The sequence below is a fragment of the Lascolabacillus sp. genome (genome assembly GCF_028696275.1).
Classification (GTDB): domain Bacteria; phylum Bacteroidota; class Bacteroidia; order Bacteroidales; family Dysgonomonadaceae; genus Proteiniphilum; species Proteiniphilum massiliensis.
Window position 1 is genome coordinate 36,480 of sequence record NZ_JAQVHI010000007.1, and the last position, 16,286, is coordinate 52,765.

General features: G+C 36.6%; 22 protein-coding genes. 7 read left to right on the top strand and 15 right to left on the bottom strand.

Features of this window, described 5'->3' with window-relative positions:
- Positions 1 to 6: 6 nt before the first annotated feature.
- The 5 genes from ftsY to PHO43_RS03415 form a co-directional block, all read right to left on the bottom strand.
- Positions 7 to 960: a signal recognition particle-docking protein FtsY gene (gene ftsY / locus PHO43_RS03395; protein WP_288009338.1), complete on the bottom strand. Its 954-nt coding sequence runs from the start codon at positions 958 to 960 to the stop codon at positions 7 to 9.
- Positions 961 to 1,111: 151 nt separating this feature from the next.
- Positions 1,112 to 1,270: a DUF4295 domain-containing protein gene (locus tag PHO43_RS03400; RefSeq protein WP_074010743.1), complete on the bottom strand. Its 159-nt coding sequence runs from the start codon at positions 1,268 to 1,270 to the stop codon at positions 1,112 to 1,114.
- 14 nt (positions 1,271 to 1,284) lie between these two features.
- Positions 1,285 to 1,473: a 50S ribosomal protein L33 gene (gene rpmG / locus PHO43_RS03405; RefSeq protein ID WP_053826724.1), complete on the bottom strand. Its 189-nt coding sequence runs from the start codon at positions 1,471 to 1,473 to the stop codon at positions 1,285 to 1,287.
- Between the two features lie 32 nt (positions 1,474 to 1,505).
- Positions 1,506 to 1,745, bottom strand: a complete 240-nt coding sequence (gene rpmB, locus PHO43_RS03410; RefSeq protein WP_045089046.1) for a 50S ribosomal protein L28 — start codon at positions 1,743 to 1,745, stop codon at positions 1,506 to 1,508.
- A gap of 224 nt (positions 1,746 to 1,969) precedes the next feature.
- Positions 1,970 to 2,530, bottom strand: a complete 561-nt coding sequence (locus tag PHO43_RS03415) for a DUF4468 domain-containing protein (RefSeq protein ID WP_288011290.1) — start codon at positions 2,528 to 2,530, stop codon at positions 1,970 to 1,972.
- A gap of 275 nt (positions 2,531 to 2,805) precedes the next feature.
- Between PHO43_RS03415 and PHO43_RS03420 the strand changes: the two genes are divergently transcribed.
- The 3 genes from PHO43_RS03420 (at position 2,806) to PHO43_RS03430 (ending at position 5,521) form a co-directional block, all read left to right on the top strand.
- The gene (locus tag PHO43_RS03420; protein ID WP_288011293.1) at positions 2,806 to 3,510 is read left to right on the top strand and encodes a tetratricopeptide repeat protein; all 705 of its coding nucleotides are present in this window, start codon (positions 2,806 to 2,808) and stop codon (positions 3,508 to 3,510) included.
- 5 nt (positions 3,511 to 3,515) lie between these two features.
- Complete coding sequence (gene ribH / locus PHO43_RS03425; RefSeq protein WP_045089043.1) at positions 3,516 to 4,007, top strand: 6,7-dimethyl-8-ribityllumazine synthase; 492 nt, start codon at positions 3,516 to 3,518, stop codon at positions 4,005 to 4,007.
- Positions 4,008 to 4,141: 134 nt separating this feature from the next.
- Positions 4,142 to 5,521, top strand: a complete 1,380-nt coding sequence (locus PHO43_RS03430; protein WP_288011296.1) for an MATE family efflux transporter — start codon at positions 4,142 to 4,144, stop codon at positions 5,519 to 5,521.
- On the opposite strand, the gene PHO43_RS03435 is transcribed toward PHO43_RS03430, so the two are convergent.
- The 9 genes from PHO43_RS03435 to PHO43_RS03475 all read right to left on the bottom strand — a co-directional run bounded on the left by PHO43_RS03435 (position 5,518) and on the right by PHO43_RS03475 (position 12,517).
- The gene (locus tag PHO43_RS03435) at positions 5,518 to 6,726 is read right to left on the bottom strand and encodes an alanine dehydrogenase (protein WP_288011299.1); all 1,209 of its coding nucleotides are present in this window, start codon (positions 6,724 to 6,726) and stop codon (positions 5,518 to 5,520) included. The two genes, PHO43_RS03430 and PHO43_RS03435, sit on opposite strands and share 4 nt — an antisense overlap.
- An 8-nt stretch (positions 6,727 to 6,734) precedes the next feature.
- Complete coding sequence (locus PHO43_RS03440; protein WP_045089041.1) at positions 6,735 to 7,286, bottom strand: shikimate kinase; 552 nt, start codon at positions 7,284 to 7,286, stop codon at positions 6,735 to 6,737.
- A 7-nt stretch (positions 7,287 to 7,293) separates the two neighbouring features.
- Complete coding sequence (cls, locus tag PHO43_RS03445) at positions 7,294 to 8,718, bottom strand: cardiolipin synthase (RefSeq protein WP_288011302.1); 1,425 nt, start codon at positions 8,716 to 8,718, stop codon at positions 7,294 to 7,296.
- 2 nt (positions 8,719 to 8,720) lie between these two features.
- On the bottom strand, positions 8,721 to 9,683 hold the full coding sequence (rsgA, locus tag PHO43_RS03450; protein WP_045089039.1) for a ribosome small subunit-dependent GTPase A: 963 nt from the start codon (positions 9,681 to 9,683) through the stop codon (positions 8,721 to 8,723).
- On the bottom strand, positions 9,683 to 10,240 hold the full coding sequence (frr, locus tag PHO43_RS03455) for a ribosome recycling factor (RefSeq protein WP_045089038.1): 558 nt from the start codon (positions 10,238 to 10,240) through the stop codon (positions 9,683 to 9,685). Before frr ends, rsgA begins: the two co-directional genes overlap by 1 nt.
- Positions 10,241 to 10,319: 79 nt before the next feature.
- On the bottom strand, positions 10,320 to 11,024 hold the full coding sequence (pyrH, locus tag PHO43_RS03460; protein WP_045089037.1) for a UMP kinase: 705 nt from the start codon (positions 11,022 to 11,024) through the stop codon (positions 10,320 to 10,322).
- Between the two features lie 19 nt (positions 11,025 to 11,043).
- Complete coding sequence (locus tag PHO43_RS03465; RefSeq protein WP_288011305.1) at positions 11,044 to 11,796, bottom strand: biotin--[acetyl-CoA-carboxylase] ligase; 753 nt, start codon at positions 11,794 to 11,796, stop codon at positions 11,044 to 11,046.
- Positions 11,780 to 12,142 carry an MmcQ/YjbR family DNA-binding protein gene (locus PHO43_RS03470; protein WP_045089035.1) on the bottom strand — a complete coding sequence of 121 codons (363 nt, stop codon included), beginning with the start codon at positions 12,140 to 12,142 and terminating at the stop codon, positions 11,780 to 11,782. Before PHO43_RS03470 ends, PHO43_RS03465 begins: the two co-directional genes overlap by 17 nt.
- 12 nt (positions 12,143 to 12,154) lie before the next feature.
- Positions 12,155 to 12,517 (bottom strand): YraN family protein, encoded by a 363-nt coding sequence (locus tag PHO43_RS03475; protein ID WP_288011308.1) that lies wholly within the window; start codon positions 12,515 to 12,517, stop codon positions 12,155 to 12,157.
- A gap of 129 nt (positions 12,518 to 12,646) precedes the next feature.
- Here PHO43_RS03475 and PHO43_RS03480 point away from each other — a divergent pair, with 129 nt between their 5' ends.
- The 4 genes from PHO43_RS03480 (at position 12,647) to PHO43_RS03495 (ending at position 14,664) form a co-directional block, all read left to right on the top strand.
- Positions 12,647 to 12,871 (top strand): hypothetical protein, encoded by a 225-nt coding sequence (locus PHO43_RS03480; protein WP_053826732.1) that lies wholly within the window; start codon positions 12,647 to 12,649, stop codon positions 12,869 to 12,871.
- A gap of 73 nt (positions 12,872 to 12,944) precedes the next feature.
- A complete protein-coding gene (locus PHO43_RS03485) occupies positions 12,945 to 13,379 on the top strand; it encodes a nucleoside deaminase (RefSeq protein ID WP_045089032.1) in 435 nt (144 codons plus the stop codon).
- 181 nt (positions 13,380 to 13,560) lie between these two features.
- Positions 13,561 to 13,947: a hypothetical protein gene (locus PHO43_RS03490; RefSeq protein WP_053826733.1), complete on the top strand. Its 387-nt coding sequence runs from the start codon at positions 13,561 to 13,563 to the stop codon at positions 13,945 to 13,947.
- Positions 13,948 to 14,106: 159 nt separating this feature from the next.
- A complete protein-coding gene (locus PHO43_RS03495; RefSeq protein WP_045089030.1) occupies positions 14,107 to 14,664 on the top strand; it encodes an NADPH-dependent FMN reductase in 558 nt (185 codons plus the stop codon).
- A 158-nt stretch (positions 14,665 to 14,822) separates the two neighbouring features.
- Here PHO43_RS03495 and PHO43_RS03500 read toward each other — a convergent pair whose 3' ends face one another.
- The gene (locus PHO43_RS03500) at positions 14,823 to 16,193 is read right to left on the bottom strand and encodes a Gfo/Idh/MocA family protein (RefSeq protein ID WP_045089029.1); all 1,371 of its coding nucleotides are present in this window, start codon (positions 16,191 to 16,193) and stop codon (positions 14,823 to 14,825) included.
- Between the last annotated feature and the right edge of the window lie 93 nt (positions 16,194 to 16,286).

Consider the following 16,286-nt stretch of genomic DNA (forward strand, 5'->3'; position numbering starts at 1 on the left):
TTTCTATTACTCGCCAAAGAGAGAGTCAACAAACTCTTTTCTGCGAAATACCTGAAGATCTTCCATCTGTTCTCCCAGACCAATATATCTTACAGGTATCTTAAACTGATCTGAGATACCCAATACTACCCCACCCTTTGCTGTTCCGTCGAGTTTTGTAATTACCAGACCTGTTACTTCAGTAGCTGCAGTAAATTGTTTAGCCTGTTCAAATGCATTCTGTCCGGTTGATCCGTCAAGTATAAGAAGAACTTCATGAGGTGCATCAGGAACAATTTTGCCCATAACATTCTTGATCTTGGTAAGCTCATTCATCAGGTTAACTTTATTATGTAAACGGCCTGCAGTATCGATTATTACCACATCTGCATTATGTGCTTTAGCTGAACTTACCGCGTCGAAAGCAACTGAGGCAGGATCTGATCCCATCTTCTGCTTTACTACCGGTACTCCGACTCGTTGTCCCCAAATGTCAAGCTGTTCTACTGCTGCGGCCCTGAAAGTGTCGGCTGCACCAAGATATACAGACATTCCGTTCTGTTTGAACTGATAAGCAAGCTTTCCTATGGTTGTGGTTTTGCCAACACCATTGACTCCTACAACCATTATAACGTAAGGTTTTTTATCTCCTGCAACAGTGAAATCCTCAACATCAGTTGATTGATTCTCGGTGAGCATTAATGTTATTTCATCACGTAGTATACTATTTAGCTCATCTGTACCAACATACTTATCTCTTGCCACACGTGCCTCTATTCTTTCAATAATTTTCAATGTGGTATCAACGCCAACATCAGATGACACCAGGACCTCTTCCAGATTATCGAGAACATCATCATCTACTTTAGATTTTCCTGCTACCGCACGAGTGATTTTAGAGAAAAAACTGACTTTTGTTTTCTCAAGACCTTTATCGAGTACATCTTTTTTCCCTTTAGAGGATCTGTTAAATAAACCCATATTGAAGTGATTATTAAATTATAGGCGGAATTGATATGTTTGCAAATCTACTAAATAGTAAATAAAAAACTTCCCTGCGTTTTGGCACAGGGAAGCTTTTAGATATTATTAACGAATATTATCGTGAGTACTAACCTCAACGACGAATATCCTATTTAAAGTAATCTTTTACCTTATCGTTAAGGATCATTTCTTCTTTGAAGCTATATGCACCAGTTTCAGGTGATTTAACCATTCTGATTACTTTTGTGTGGCTTCGTCCTGTAGTGGTTGTCTTATCGCGGAAACCCGCAACTGCTTTCTTTGCCATAGTCTATAATAATTTTACTTTATTTCTTTATGAACGGTCATTCTCTTTAAGACGGGATTGTATTTTTTCAATTCAAGTCTTGCCGTTGTATTCTTTCTATTCTTAGTTGTAATATATCTGGATGTACCGGGCATACCACTCTCTTTGTGTTCTGTACATTCAAGAATCACTTGTACCCTGTTTCCTTTAGCTTTTTTACCCATCTCTGCTTCCTCCTCTTTTTATTGCGTATAGATTACGCGTTTAAATATCCTTTTTCGGCAGCTTTTTTTATTGCTGCATCCAATCCAATTTTATTAATGGTACGCAATCCTGCTGCTGAGATGTTCAGACTGATCCATACATCTTCTTCCACCCAATAAAATTTCTTTTTAAACAAGTTCACGTTGAATTTACGTTTCGTTTTAGTATTAGAGTGCGAAACGTTGTTTCCAACCATTGCTTTTTTTCCTGTTATTTGACAAATCTTAGACATTGCTATATAGTGTATTTTATTATTTGGTTCCTTACGTCCTTAAAAACAGAACATTCCTCACAAATCAGGGCGCAAAATTAAGAAGATAATTTTAATTTACCAAAGGTTTTAGTAAATTAATTTCAATCAGGTTCAACTATTTAATTCAAATTTGTATTCGGTAATTATCTCAATATATCTGTAAACTTATACAATCAATCTGCAATATCTCTTTAAATAAAAATTTAAAACAGTTTGTTTATTTCAGAATAGAGCCCGTTTAAGAAATCCAGAGAAGCCTTCCTGAGGTTGGCCCTAAGCTCGCCTTCAGTTCCGGATACGTTCACAGATTGATCCGTTATAGTTTGCTCGGCTGTATATTTTTTTGGGAAAAAGGAGTCTCCATCTTTCTTCGCACTCTGATAAGTTATATCTCTTACAACCAGCATGCATCCGGCACCTGTAATTGAGACATCAAAACGGTAGTTCATTGTCATTTCTTCCCTTACACCAGCTTTGTTTGCCGGTAGTATGAGATTTGTTCCGGCACTAACTGTAACGAAATTTGATTTTTCATCAAATCTGATACCTGACAGTAAGGGACTTCCGCTATATTTTGATTTCACCCAATTTTGTAGTTGTGCATAATTCTGTTCAGCTGATTTATTTGAATTTGTTATAATAAACTGCTCAAATACAACCTTACCGTTAACAACTGGTACAGAGCTAAACACAGCATCATTCTGGGCTGTAAGGTTTAGTATTATTGCAAGTAAAAGGCTTATTGTAAGTACTGTTTTTTTCATAATTATATATATTGGTCTTAATTCCTTGAAACATATATATAAATCATTAAACTCGACAACATTATATTTTCAAATTCCGTAAAACTTATTTTGTATTTTAGAGTTTCAATCATACTAAATATGTTCCAAAAACAACCCTTTGACTACAAACATACGAAAAAGATTAAATTAGGCAGTCACTTTTTATTAAAAACAGCTGATTAAATTTTATTTATCTGCTAAAAACGATTACTTTTGCAACTCAAAAATCAAACGTAACATTTTTTCAGTAAAATATGTCTGCTAAAAAAACTAAAGAATCGAAGGCCGAGAAGAACTTCGAAAATATTGGTGAAGCGTTAACCACAACGGAACAGTTTCTCGAAAAAAATCAAAAAAGTATTTTAACCGGATTGCTGGTTGTAATAGTTATTGTTGGTGCTTTTCTGGCGTACCACTATCTATACAAATTGCCTCGTAATAACGAAGCTCAGGCTGCAATATATAAAGGTGAACGCTATTTCCAGGAAGGTGAGGACTCCCTTGCTTTGTTTGGCAATGGCAATGACTATATTGGCTTTGAATCAGTTATCGATCAGTACAAAGGAACAAAAACAGCTGATCTTGCACATGCATATGCCGGTATCTCTTACAATCGTTTGGGTAATTATGAAAAAGCACTTGAACACCTCAAGAAATTTAAAGGTGGAGATATCCTTATCACACCATCTGTAGCAGGTGCAATAGGTGATGTATACATGAATATGGGAGAAACAGAACAAGCTATTTCACAATATCTGAAAGCTGCTAAAAAAGCAGGTGATGATATGCTTAGCCCTATTTATTACAAAAAAGCAGGAGAAGCTTATTTACATATAGGCAATTTCGACAAAGCACTGGAAACATTTACAATGTTGAAGAATGACTATCTGAATTCACCTGAAGGCCAGGAAGCAGATAAATTCATCAAACAGGCAGAGTTACAAAAAGAGTCTAAATAAATATTATGGCAACAGAACTAAAAAATCTTTCTTCATTCGATCATGATTCAATTCCTGATGGCAAAGGAAAAAAGATTGGAATAGTTGTTTCTGACTGGAATAAAAACATAACAGGCAGCCTGTTAAAAGGCACGTATGACACACTTGTAAAATTTGGTGTGGACGCTGAAGATATAATCATTGAACATGTGCCCGGAAGTTTTGAGCTAACATATGGTGCAAAGGTACTCATTGAGAATACAGATGTTGACAGTGTAATTATTCTTGGATGCGTTATACAAGGTGAAACACCTCATTTTACTTTTGTATGCAACAGTGTTACAGAGGGAACAACTGAACTTAATTTAAAATATAATGTTCCTGTAGTTTTTGGACTACTTACTACTAACACTCTGGATCAGGCAATTGCCAGATCAGGTGGAAGGCATGGAAATAAAGGTGATGAAGCGGCAGTCACTGCTCTGAAGATGATTGAACTTCAGCAACGTTATAAATAATCTGCATTTATTTATATATAAATTATTGAAGTAACTTAGCGGTTACTTCTTTTTTTTAATCTGTCCGAAATAAAAGCCTCGCTATTATATATTCTATAATATTCAAATAGCAATAATAAAAGCCCTATTTAACTGTGAGAGAACAACAATCAAACAATTATGTGCGTGATTTGACTCAGGGTAATATCACCCGTGAGCTGTTCTCACTTGCATTACCACTACTTGCCATTAGTTTTATTCAGATGGCTTATAACCTCATAGATATTCTTTGGATTGGGCGTATTGGAAGCGAAGCGGTAGCAGCAGTTGGATCCATAGGTATGCTGATGTGGATGATGAACTCCTTTGCTCTTATTTCAAAGGTTGGTGCAGAAATTACAATTGGCCAATCTATTGGGGCTCGCAGATTAGATAAGGCCTCAATTTATGCTTCTCATACAACCACTATTGCTATAATACTGGGAATAGCATTTGGAGTGACCTTCTTCCTCTTTCCGAATCCTTATGTTTCATTCTATCAACTCGAAAATGACATTGCAGCACAGGCTGAAGGTTATCTTAGAATTATTTCACTTGGAATACCATTCGTATTTCTGGGCCTTAATTTCTCAGGGATATATATTGGCTCAGGGAGAAGTGATATACCATTCTATTTTAATTCTGCAGGATTAATTATTAATATTATAGTTGACCCATTGCTTATTTTCGGTATTGGACCTTTTCCGGAAATGGGAGTTAAAGGAGCTGCCCTGGCTACTATTATATCTCAGGGTGTTGTAGTATTTCTTTTTATCAACCATTTAAAAAAGGAAAGAGGTCTATTTGGAGGTTTCTCATATTTTATTCGACCACGCAAGAGCTACACTATAAATATACTTAAACTGGGACTTCCAATTGCCGCCATGAATGTATATTTTGCATTTATAAATATGAACCTTGCACGCATAGCATCACTATATGGGGGACATCTTGGAATAATGAGTCAAACGACCGGTGGTCAGATTGAAGGAGTCACATGGAACTCATCATCAGGATTCTCCACTGCATTGGGTAGTTTTGTGGCACAAAATTATGCTGCCGGAAAGATGAATCGTGCCAAAAATGCCTTTAGAACAACCTTAATTCTAATGGGTATTTTGGGTGGAATAGCCAGTATCGCATTTATGGGTTACGGAAAAGAGATATTCTCGCTTTTTGTACCCGAGAAAGAAGCTTACATGGCAGGTGGAGAATATCTTTTTGTACTGGGAATATCTCAGCTCTTTATGATGCTTGAACTTACTACTCAGGGAATGTTTAACGGATTAGGAAGGACATCGCCTCCTGCAATAATTAGTATTGTTTTCAATACACTTAGAATACCACTTGCAATATTCTTAGGTTCACGAATTGGAGTTACCGGTGTATGGTGGGCAATTACTATCACTTCAATATTTAAAGGCTCAATACTATTTATCTGGTATCTTTTACTAAAAAGAAGAGTATTAAAGGAACCGAACTTAAGTTCAATTTAGAAACCCTGCAGATATAGTCCGATATCAGAAACAGGCAAATTAAAATGACTTGCCACATAAGAATTCACCATTTTACCTGAATAGGTATAAAAACCTGAAGCAAACCCACGGTCAAACCGTGCAAAATGATCAATTCCTCCAGAATCACCCATTGCATTGAACATAGATACAAAAATATTGCTCAAAGCAATTGATGAAGTGCGCGCAACACGTGAACTCAAACTCATCTCACAAAAATGCAGCACACCATATTTCTCAAATATAGATGGATGACCAGGCAAGCATGCTTCCATTGTAGTTTCAAAACATCCACCCTGTTCCATTCGAAGGTCTATTATAATAGCTCCCTCTTTCATTTCGCTAATAAGGTCTGAGGAAATTCTGTAAAAATGTATTTTGTTTATATATTGCAATGCTCCAATTACGACATCAGCAGAGCGAAAAACATTTCTTAAGACCTTCGGTTGCAGCGTGGAAGTATATACAGGATTTCCTAATTCGTGACGTATTGCCCTAAGTTTTATAATATCATTATCAAATATCTTTACAGAAGCACCCATTGCAATAGCAACCCTGGCAGCCATTGTACCTGCAACACCAGCACCTATTATTACAACTTCAGCTGGAGTAATTCCTGGAATCCCACCCAGCAGAATACCTTTACCGCCATTTGCATTACTCAACATCTCTGCCGCAAGAGTAATAGATGAGGCACCCTCTATTTCCGAAATTGCAGTTACAAAAGGAGATGCACCCGTATCATCATTAATCAGCTCATAAGAGAGTGCGTTTATTCTCTTTTCCATCATATGTTCCAGAAGGGTTCTCGACAAGTTATGAAGATAAAGAAAAGAGTACACTGAAGTTCTGGGACGCATCATTTCAACCTCCTCGAGTGTGGGAGGCATTATCTTTAAAATAATATCAGCCTGAAAAACCTCTTTAGCCGTATCCACGATTTCCGCACCCGATTCAGCGTAGTATGAATCTGAATAGTTTATAGTCAATCCGGCACCTTTCTGAAACAGCACCCTGTACCCAGCTGAAACAAGTAATGACACCCCTTCAGGAGTAATAGGAACCCTTTTCTCCGTTTCCTGATTTTCCTTTGGAACACCAATAACAGTTGTAACCTTATGCTTATCAGTTTTCAGCATAAGTTCACTTACTACAAACTGATTCTTTTTTTGAGATTTATAGATCATTTCTATGTTTATTTCTGAAAACTTTCAGGTAGATATTTATTCAATTGCTCTGCTATTCCATTTACTGTCAGGTATACATCCTCTTTGGAAATCATTCTTTCAGTATGATAAATGATTTTTGCGTTCCTGTAATAACGCTCTCTATCAGCTAAATGTTTCGTAATAAAAGGTATAAGCTCATCTTTAGATTTCCCTGCAATAAGAGGTCGCACTGTCTTAGATGCCATTAGCCTCGCAGCAAGTTCTTCCGGATCTGCCTCAATATAAACAGTTACACCCGACTCATTCATCAAACTCATATTATCAAAAAAGCAGGGTGCGCCTCCACCGGTTGATATTATTGCATTTTCAATCTGAGACACATCAATAAGAGCTCTTCTTTCTATTTTTCTGAATTCATCCTCACCTTTCTCAGCAAAGATTTCTGATATTTTCTTCCTGTGTTTACCTTCTATATATGCATCAAGATCAATAAATGAGAGCTTGAGTAAACTTGCCAGTTTCTTACCAACTGTTGTTTTCCCCGATCCCATATATCCTATTAGAAATACTCTTTTCATACTTTTATTATAACAGAGGTGCGAACAGGCGCAATACAGATTCAAAAAATCTCTGTAACAATGGACGTTTCAACCACTCTTTCAACACAACCTGCTCAGAATGGCTTTGATCCTCAACAAATATCTCATTTGCTTCATTAGCCACCTCCTCACTATATATAAATGCTTCAACTTCGAAATTCTGTTCGAAGCTCCTGGTATCAAAATTTGCCGATCCTATTAATGTTAGTGAGTCATCAAACACCATCATCTTTGAGTGTAAGAAACCCTTTTTATAAAAATAGACTTTCACACCTGACTCAAGAATACTCTTGATATAAGATCGTGAAGCCTTCTGTACCAAAGCCACATCAGAGCGTTTAGAAATCATCACTCTTACATCAACACCACGAATGGCGGCAGCATGCAATGCATCAATCATTGCCTCTGGAGGAAAAAAATAGGGAGTTTGAATAAAGATAGATTTCTTAGAATCGTAAATAGCCTGGATTATTCCATGTGAAATATTTTTATCATCAATTAGTGGTCCACTGTTTACAATCTGCATTGGCACATCTCCAAAATTCTCCAGTAAAGGGAAATATTTTCTTGAAGTGATAAGTGTTTGAGACACAAAATACCAATCGATCAGAAACACAGACTGCAGCCCCTGCACTCCTTTACCTTCGATACGAGCATGAGTATCCCTCCATTCTCCCCAATCAAACCCCTTAATATAACGATCTGCAATATTCATACCTCCGACATAGCCAACCTGACCATCAATTACTATTATCTTCCGGTGATTTCTATAATTTAGTCTTGAGGTAAATGAACTCCAGGATAGCTTTAGGAACGGCTCTATCTCGATACCGGCCATCCTGAAATCTTCAATAAATTGTTTCTTCAGCTTACGAGAGCCAAAGCTATCATATATGATACGAATTTCGATACCCTCTTTTGCCTTTCTGATTAGAACATTCTTAAACTTCTCTCCAATCTCATCACATTGCAACACATAATACTCTATATGAATATGCTCTTTTGCATTCTCAATATCAGCAAAAAGATGTTCGAACTTATCTTTGGCATTTGTGAATATCTTGACATCATTCCCTCCCAACAGAGGATTATAATCAATATTACGAAGCAGTTCAACCAGATTTTCATGCTCATCAGGGACTTTAATTTCTACCGGTGTTCCCATTTCATCAAGAGGTCTCCTTTTTAATTTACTATACATCCTCTTGGAAATTATATGCTTCCTTGTGGTATCCTGCCCAAAAATAGCATACCAGATAATTCCTATAAAAGGTAGAAAAAGAACAGCAAGAATCCATGCAACAGTTTTTATCGGGTTACGGTTTTCAGAGATAACCACAACCACGATACTCACAACTGTAAGCAAATATAGAATTTCAATTATCAGTAGTAATGCTGCGTTGATCTGCATGATTACAAGCGGTATTTACCTTCATTGATATCCACTAATATATTCAGATAAGAGTTGTATCTGCTTTCGCTGATATAGTGATTTTGTACAGCATCCAGCACTGCACAGTCAGGTTCATTTACATGAAGGCAGTTATTGAACTTGCATTTTTTTGATATTTTAAATATTTCCGGGAAATAGTGTGAAACCTCCTCAACACCCATATCAATTGTACCAAACCCCTTTATGCCTGGTGTATCAATAATGAACCCCCCATTATCAAGTTCAATCATCTCTGAATATGTTGTAGTATGTTTTCCTTTAAAATGGTAATCCGATATTTCTCCTACTTTCTGAACCTGTTTTTTCATCAGGGTGTTAATTATTGTAGACTTCCCAACTCCTGAATGTCCTGCAAGCAGAACCGTTTTACCCGTAGTAATATCTTTCAGTTCATTTACCCCTTCACCAGTTTCCATCGAAGTTTTAAGACAGGGATAACCAATCGTATTATAAAGATTAATTATTGCATCAAGATACTCTTTTTCCTCTTCATTAAAAAGATCTATCTTATTAAATATAATATGTACGGGTACGGAGTATGCTTCTGCAGTAACAAGAAATCTGTCTGTGAATACAGTAGTTGTTTCAGGATATCGTACAGTAAAACAGAACAATGCCAAATCAATATTTGCAGCAAGTATATGTGAATGCTTTGATAGATTTGAGGCCTTTCTCACGATATAATTTCTTCTGTCTTCTATATCCGAAATAAAAGCAGTCCCATCGGCATTAACATCCATGAAAACAATATCACCTACAACAATTGGACTTGTACTCCTTATTCCTTTAAGCCTAAGGTTACCCTTAGCCTTACATATATACTCGTTATTGTTGTAATCCCGGACGAAATAGGTGTTACCGGTATTCTTAATTACAAGACCTTTAACACCTTTCCGGGTTCTTTCATCAAGTTCGTTTACCATTAAACGGTTAAAATTTCTTTCTCTTTTTCGGCAAAAGCCTCATCCACTCGCTTGATATATTTATCATGCAGTTTCTGTAGTTCATTTTCACCATCTTTACCCATATCCTCTGGCAGACCATTCTTAACAGCCTTTTTTATCTCTTCCATACCTTCTCTGCGTGCGTTTCGAATACTTATTTTAGCATCCTCAGCTTCCTGCTTGGTCTGTTTTACAAGCTGCTTTCTGCGCTCTTCGGTAAGTGGAGGAATACCCAATCGAATTACTTCTCCGTTATTTTCGGGAGTAATACCAACCTCGGAGTCCATTATTGCTTTTTCCACAACCTTAAGCATTGATTTTTCCCAGGGTTGCACCACAATCGTTTTTGCATCAGGTGTAGTCACTGTGGCAACATTTGATAGAGGAACATTACTTCCATAATATTCAACACGAATTCCATCAAGGATATGAGTGTTTGCACGTCCTGCCCTTATACGTGAAAAAGTTTCATCCAAAAACTCGAGGGTCATTTTCATTTTTTCTTCAGCCTCTTGTCTTATTGCTAATGTATCCATATAAAAATATCGTTTTATTTTGTTTTTCTGTTATAATCTGTTTAATAAGCAAAAATAGTGAATAAAATCTATAGAACAACTATTTAACCACAGTACCGATGTTTTCGCCCTGCATCAATCTTTTCAGATTTCCGTAAATATCCATATTAAAAACTACTATCGGCAAATTATTCTCTTTACACATAGTAGTTGCTGTCAGATCCATCACCTTCAGCCCTCTTTTATAAACCTCATCAAAAGATATAGTCTGAAATTTAGTAGCATTTGGATCTTTCTCCGGATCAGCAGTATACACACCATCAACTCTGGTTCCCTTTAACATTGCATCAGCCTCAATCTCAATCCCTCTTAATGCAGAGGCAGTATCTGTAGTAAAGAAAGGATTACCTGTACCACCTGAAATTATTGCAACTTCACCTTTTTCCATTGATTCAATCGCTTTCCATTTAGAGTATAATTCACCTACAGGCTCCATGCGGATAGCTGTATATAGTCGGTTTCGCTGACCCACATTAGTGAGCGCAGAACTCAATGCAATACTATTTATCACTGTTGCCAACATACCCATTTGATCACCCTTAACACGATCAAACCCTTTTGAGGTACCACTCAGTCCACGGAAGATATTACCTCCACCAATCACAATTGCAATTTGAATACCCATTTGAGCCACTTCATGTATCTGTTCTGCATATTGATTTAGTCTTACCTCATCAATACCATACTGTTTGTCACCCATAAGCGACTCTCCACTGAGCTTCAGTAAAATTCTGTTATATTCCATATCTAGTTTTTGTATCAACTTAATCCACGAATGAGACCTCTTTAAAAGCATATACTCTCTCTTCAGCTGTCTCAAGAGTCTTTAGTACCAGATGACCCGAAGGAAGCACCTCTTTTATTATTGCTTTAAAACGTCCATTATCATCTTCAAACCAGTAGTAATCATTGATTCTATAGAGATCTAGCATATATTCATCTTCTATAGCTTTCTCGTTTCCATTCTGGAATTCACGATAAATAAGAAAGAACTCTCTAACGAAATTATCCAGAATATAGTCTCTATCGAACTCAGACCCTGTAACCTGTTTTAATGAAACAGGATTAGGCAATTCTTCAGGGAATTGATCCTGATTTATATTTATTCCTATTCCGATAATCGAATTTGTTATCACCCTTCCACTGATATCGTTTTCAATCAATATCCCTGCAATTTTCTTATCTTTCCAATATATATCGTTAGGCCATTTTATACGAATATCATCAGTAAACTGGTCTAAAGTATTTTTTACAGCAAGTGATGCTATACGGGAAATTATAAACTGCGCGTTTGCCTCCACATTATCAGGATAGATAAGTAAACTAAACAGAAGATTCTTACCTTTTTCTGAGAACCAGCCATTTCCCATTTGTCCGCGTCCTCCCAGCTGGAATTCTGCAATTACAACAGATCCCTCTTCAGGTTTTTGCTTTCTGACCAGACTATGTAAATAATTATTTGTAGAATCCACTTCGTCGAGATGCACAACCAATCTTTCTTCACTTAAAAGTTCCATAATATTCCCTTTGTAATTTTTTTGGCAATTTCTTTATTACCTCCTCTACTGAATTATCGATACACACCTTAATTTCACTATCCGGCAAATCACCATCCAGAAAGATTGTGTTCCAGTAGGTTTTATTCATGTGGTATGCGCTCTCCACACATTCATAAGATTCACGCAATAATATTGCTTTTTCAGGGTCACACTTCAGAGTAATGCTAAACCTTTCATTATCAGTTGGTATTAATGCAAACATCTTCCCCATCACCTTCATGACAATAGTTACATCATCAAAAGGAGTGGTAGCCTCTGCACCGGGAATAGACATACAATAATCAAACAGCTCTTCAATATCCATAATCAGGTTCTGCTATAAGAAAGCCATAAAGGCATCTTCAAAATGTTCCAGAACAGGTTTGCCTTCATTCCAGACTATAGCGATAATATCAAACCTGGCAGGCTTATCAATACAGTTAATTTTCAAATAGTGACTTGCTGAATTTATCATTCTCCTCATTCTCTGTCTGCTTACAGCATCTTCAGGATTTCCCCAGACATCCGTTGCCCGGGTCTTTACTTCGGTAAATATTATAAACTCGCTGTCTTCTGCAATGATATCAATTTCGTAACCATGAAAAGTCCAGTTTCTTTCAATAATCCTATATCCCTTTGACTTCAGAAAAGCCACTGCTTTATCTTCACCCTTATTTCCTAAATCGTTATGATCAGCCATCAGATATAGTACGAAAAACGCTATATACAGTGTAAAAATACAAATTTACCGCATAAATACTTCCTTTTAGCGAAAATATTTTGTTTTTTTGTATGTACAAAGGGATACCCTATTTTCAATTATAACTTAATGGGAACTAAAAAACAGAGTTTGAACGTTAAAACCAGACCACGCACAAAAAAAGTGGTCTTTGCTCTTGCTGAAGAGGAGTATGATTTAATTCATTTCTATCTTAAGAAATATAAAATTACTAATAGATCAAGATGGTATAGAGAAACTATTCTTTCTCATGTTTTAAAAAGTATGGAAAAGGATTACCCCACTCTGTTTGAAGAAAATGAAATGAGACGTTGACAGCAGAGGCTTGAAACATTACGATAATAAGATTTTATCAGGGAATAATAATATAATTTATTGCGTTAGATATATGTTTGATGATGAGTATTTTATGAAACAGGCCCTGCAGGAAGCACAAAAAGCCTTCAATAAAAATGAGATTCCGGTCGGCGCTGTTGTAGTTTCTGAACAAAGAGTTATTGCAAGAGCACATAATCTTACAGAACTGCTAAATGATGTTACAGCACATGCAGAAATGCAGGTAATTACATCTGCTACTAATGTTTTGGGAGGAAAATATCTTACCGACTGTACACTATATGTAACGGTAGAGCCTTGTCCCATGTGTGCCGGAGCACTTCGCTGGGCACAATTATCACGATTAGTTTATGGTGCCTCAGATGAGAAAAGAGGTTACTCAACAATTTCGCCATTCTTACTTCATCCAAAAACTACAGTAACAAAAGGTGTTATGGCAAATGAATGTTCTGAACTTATGCAGACATTTTTTAAGAACATTCGTTGATTTGAGATTAATTTACAAATTATTATTTACCTGAAGTCTGATGTCACACACAACATTAATCTGCTCCCTAGCATGCAGGTTAAATAATTAAAATTTAGGTTATTAGAATACATATCAGTATCATAATCCAGAATAAATAAATATTTTTGAGAACAATACTAACTCTATAATATTTACGATTATGAAACACTTCATTCTAATAAGTATTATTGTATCTATTACTTTTTCCCTTGTTGCTCAAAAAGATGTATTAACTCAGGACAATACATTTTTTCTGCCATATAAGCCTCAGCTTCCACGAGAATTTGTCTTGCCAGACACAATCAGATTTTACCCCGGAGATACAATTCCCAATAGTATATGGGAAAAGCTAAGAAGAGAGTTTACTGAATCGGAAATAAAGCCATTCAAATCCCCTATTGATCAAATGCCTGTAATTGTTCCACCCAATTATAATTTCTCGATGATTGTAAGTAAGCCTGATTCATCTGTACAGTATTATATTCGAAACTTAAATACAGGTGAGACTAAAATCTCTCCTCTAAAAAAACTGATACGTCCCAAATAATAGCTTATAAATATTAACTATAGAACAAATTGTTCTATATGGCGTTTATATATTCAAATATGAACTTACAGGTAATTGATTTTTAGTTGCTTTACAAAAAAGTAATTATCTAAATGTTACCATAAATATAAAATTATATAAACATAAAAAAACAAAGATATGAGCAAGAAAAAAATCGCAGTTATAGTAGGCAGTTTAAGAAAAGACTCCTATAACAGAAAATTAGCTCTCGATGCAATTAAAATGCAGCCCGACACATTAGATATGGAAATAGTTGAAATAGGTCAGCTAGCCCATTATAATGAGGATCTGGATCATAATCCACCTGCAGAGTGGGTAGAATTCCGCAAAAAAATTAAAGAAGCAGATGGCTATCTGTTTTTTACACCTGAATACAACAGATCAATTCCAGGTGTATTGAAAAATGCAATCGATGTCGGATCAAGACCATATGGACAAAACAACTGGGGAGGCAAGCCAGGTGCAATAGTCAGCAGTTCAATCAGTGCGCTTGGTGGAGAGGCTGCAAACCATGTACTTCGTCAGCCAATGGTTTTCATTGATGTATATATGATGCAACAACCTGAAGCTTATATTGGCAACACCACAACACTCTTTAATGAGAATAACGAAATTGCAAATCCCGAGACTCGTAAGTTTCTGGATAACTGGCTGAAAGCATTCGAAGCATGGGTCCATAAATTCTATAATGATTAATATCATTACAGACCACAGATAAAAGGCAAATAACTAAATATTAAAGGCAGAGTATAGATTTACTATATTCTGCCTTTTATGTTCTTTTTATAGTAGTTTTAAGAGAAGCACTTCTATCCTGTTTATCAGATCAATAGTACTTCATCTAAATATTAATATTACAAAACAGGAAGCTTCCAGGGTGATCTGTAATTAGCCTTTGCCAACAGGTTAGCCTCTTCATTATCAAACAACCCTGTCTTATTATCCCATCTTAATGCAGAACCTACCCTACATGATATATTTGCCATATGACTCAGTTTAGCCACCTCAGCTCCTATTGCAATATCAGCGTTAGGCAGTTCCCTGGTTCTTATACAGTCAAGCATATTACCCGCATGCATATAAAGTCCCTTTCCCAATCCCTTATGCATTTCAACCGCCTCCATTCTCAAACTGTTTGGTTTTCTTTCATCATCACATGGATAGCAATATGGGAAATTTCTACTATTCACAGCTTGCTCCGGGATTACCTCCCAGCCACTTCTTGTAAGCACAAGTGTTCCGTTCTCACCAAAGAATGCAACACCTTCACGTTTGTCAAACAACCCATTGCCAATTCCACATGCATGATCCCAAATAATATTAAAATCGGGATATTTATAAGTTGCCATTAATGTATCCGGTGTTTCCATAGCATCATCAGGATACCCAAACTTACCACCTGCACCATAAACATATGATGGTAAACCAGCATTCATCCCTTTCATAGCATAGTCGAGAAGATGCACACCCCAGTCGGCCATCAACCCCCCGGCATAGTCCCAGAAAAATCTGAAATTATAATGAAAGCGGTTCTGGTTGAAATTACGTTTAGGAGCCGGTCCAAGCCACATATCATAATCGACACCCGCCGGAGGAGCAGAGTCAGGAACAACAGGAAGTGTCCACTTACTTGTCTGATATGCCCATACCTTAACAGTTCTAACTTTACCAAGAACTCCACTCTGCACATAAGCAGCAGCCTCATCCCAGTGAGGATCACTCCTCTGCCATTGACCAACCTGAACTATCCTGTTATATTTACGTGCAGCCTTCACCATCAGGTCGCACTCCTCAATAGTATTCGCAAGTGGTTTCTCTACAAAAACATCTTTCCCTGCTTCACAGGCAGCAATAGTCTGCAGACAGTGCCAGTGATCAGGAGTCCCAATGATCACCATATCAACATCCTTATTGTCAATAACACGGCGCCAGTCCTTTACCAACTGAGGAGGTTTTTTGCCTGTCATCTCCTCCAGTTCAGAAGCTCGCTGATAAAGCCACTGATCATCAATATCACAAAGAGATACACACTCCACATTCGGATATTGTAAAAATGTAGTAAGGTTACTCCACCCCTGATTACGGCACCCTATTAATCCTATTTTTATTTTATTACTAGGTGCCGACTGCCCAAATATTGAGTTAAAAGGTTTCCCCATTAATGGTGTCAGACTTAAACCTGTTGCTGTAATAGCTGATTTTTTAAGAAAATTTCGTCTATCCATGATAATAAATGTTGATTGACAAATATAGTAATTAATGAATTACAAAGATAATAAAGTTAACAGCCTCAATGTGCATGTTTAAAAAAAATATAT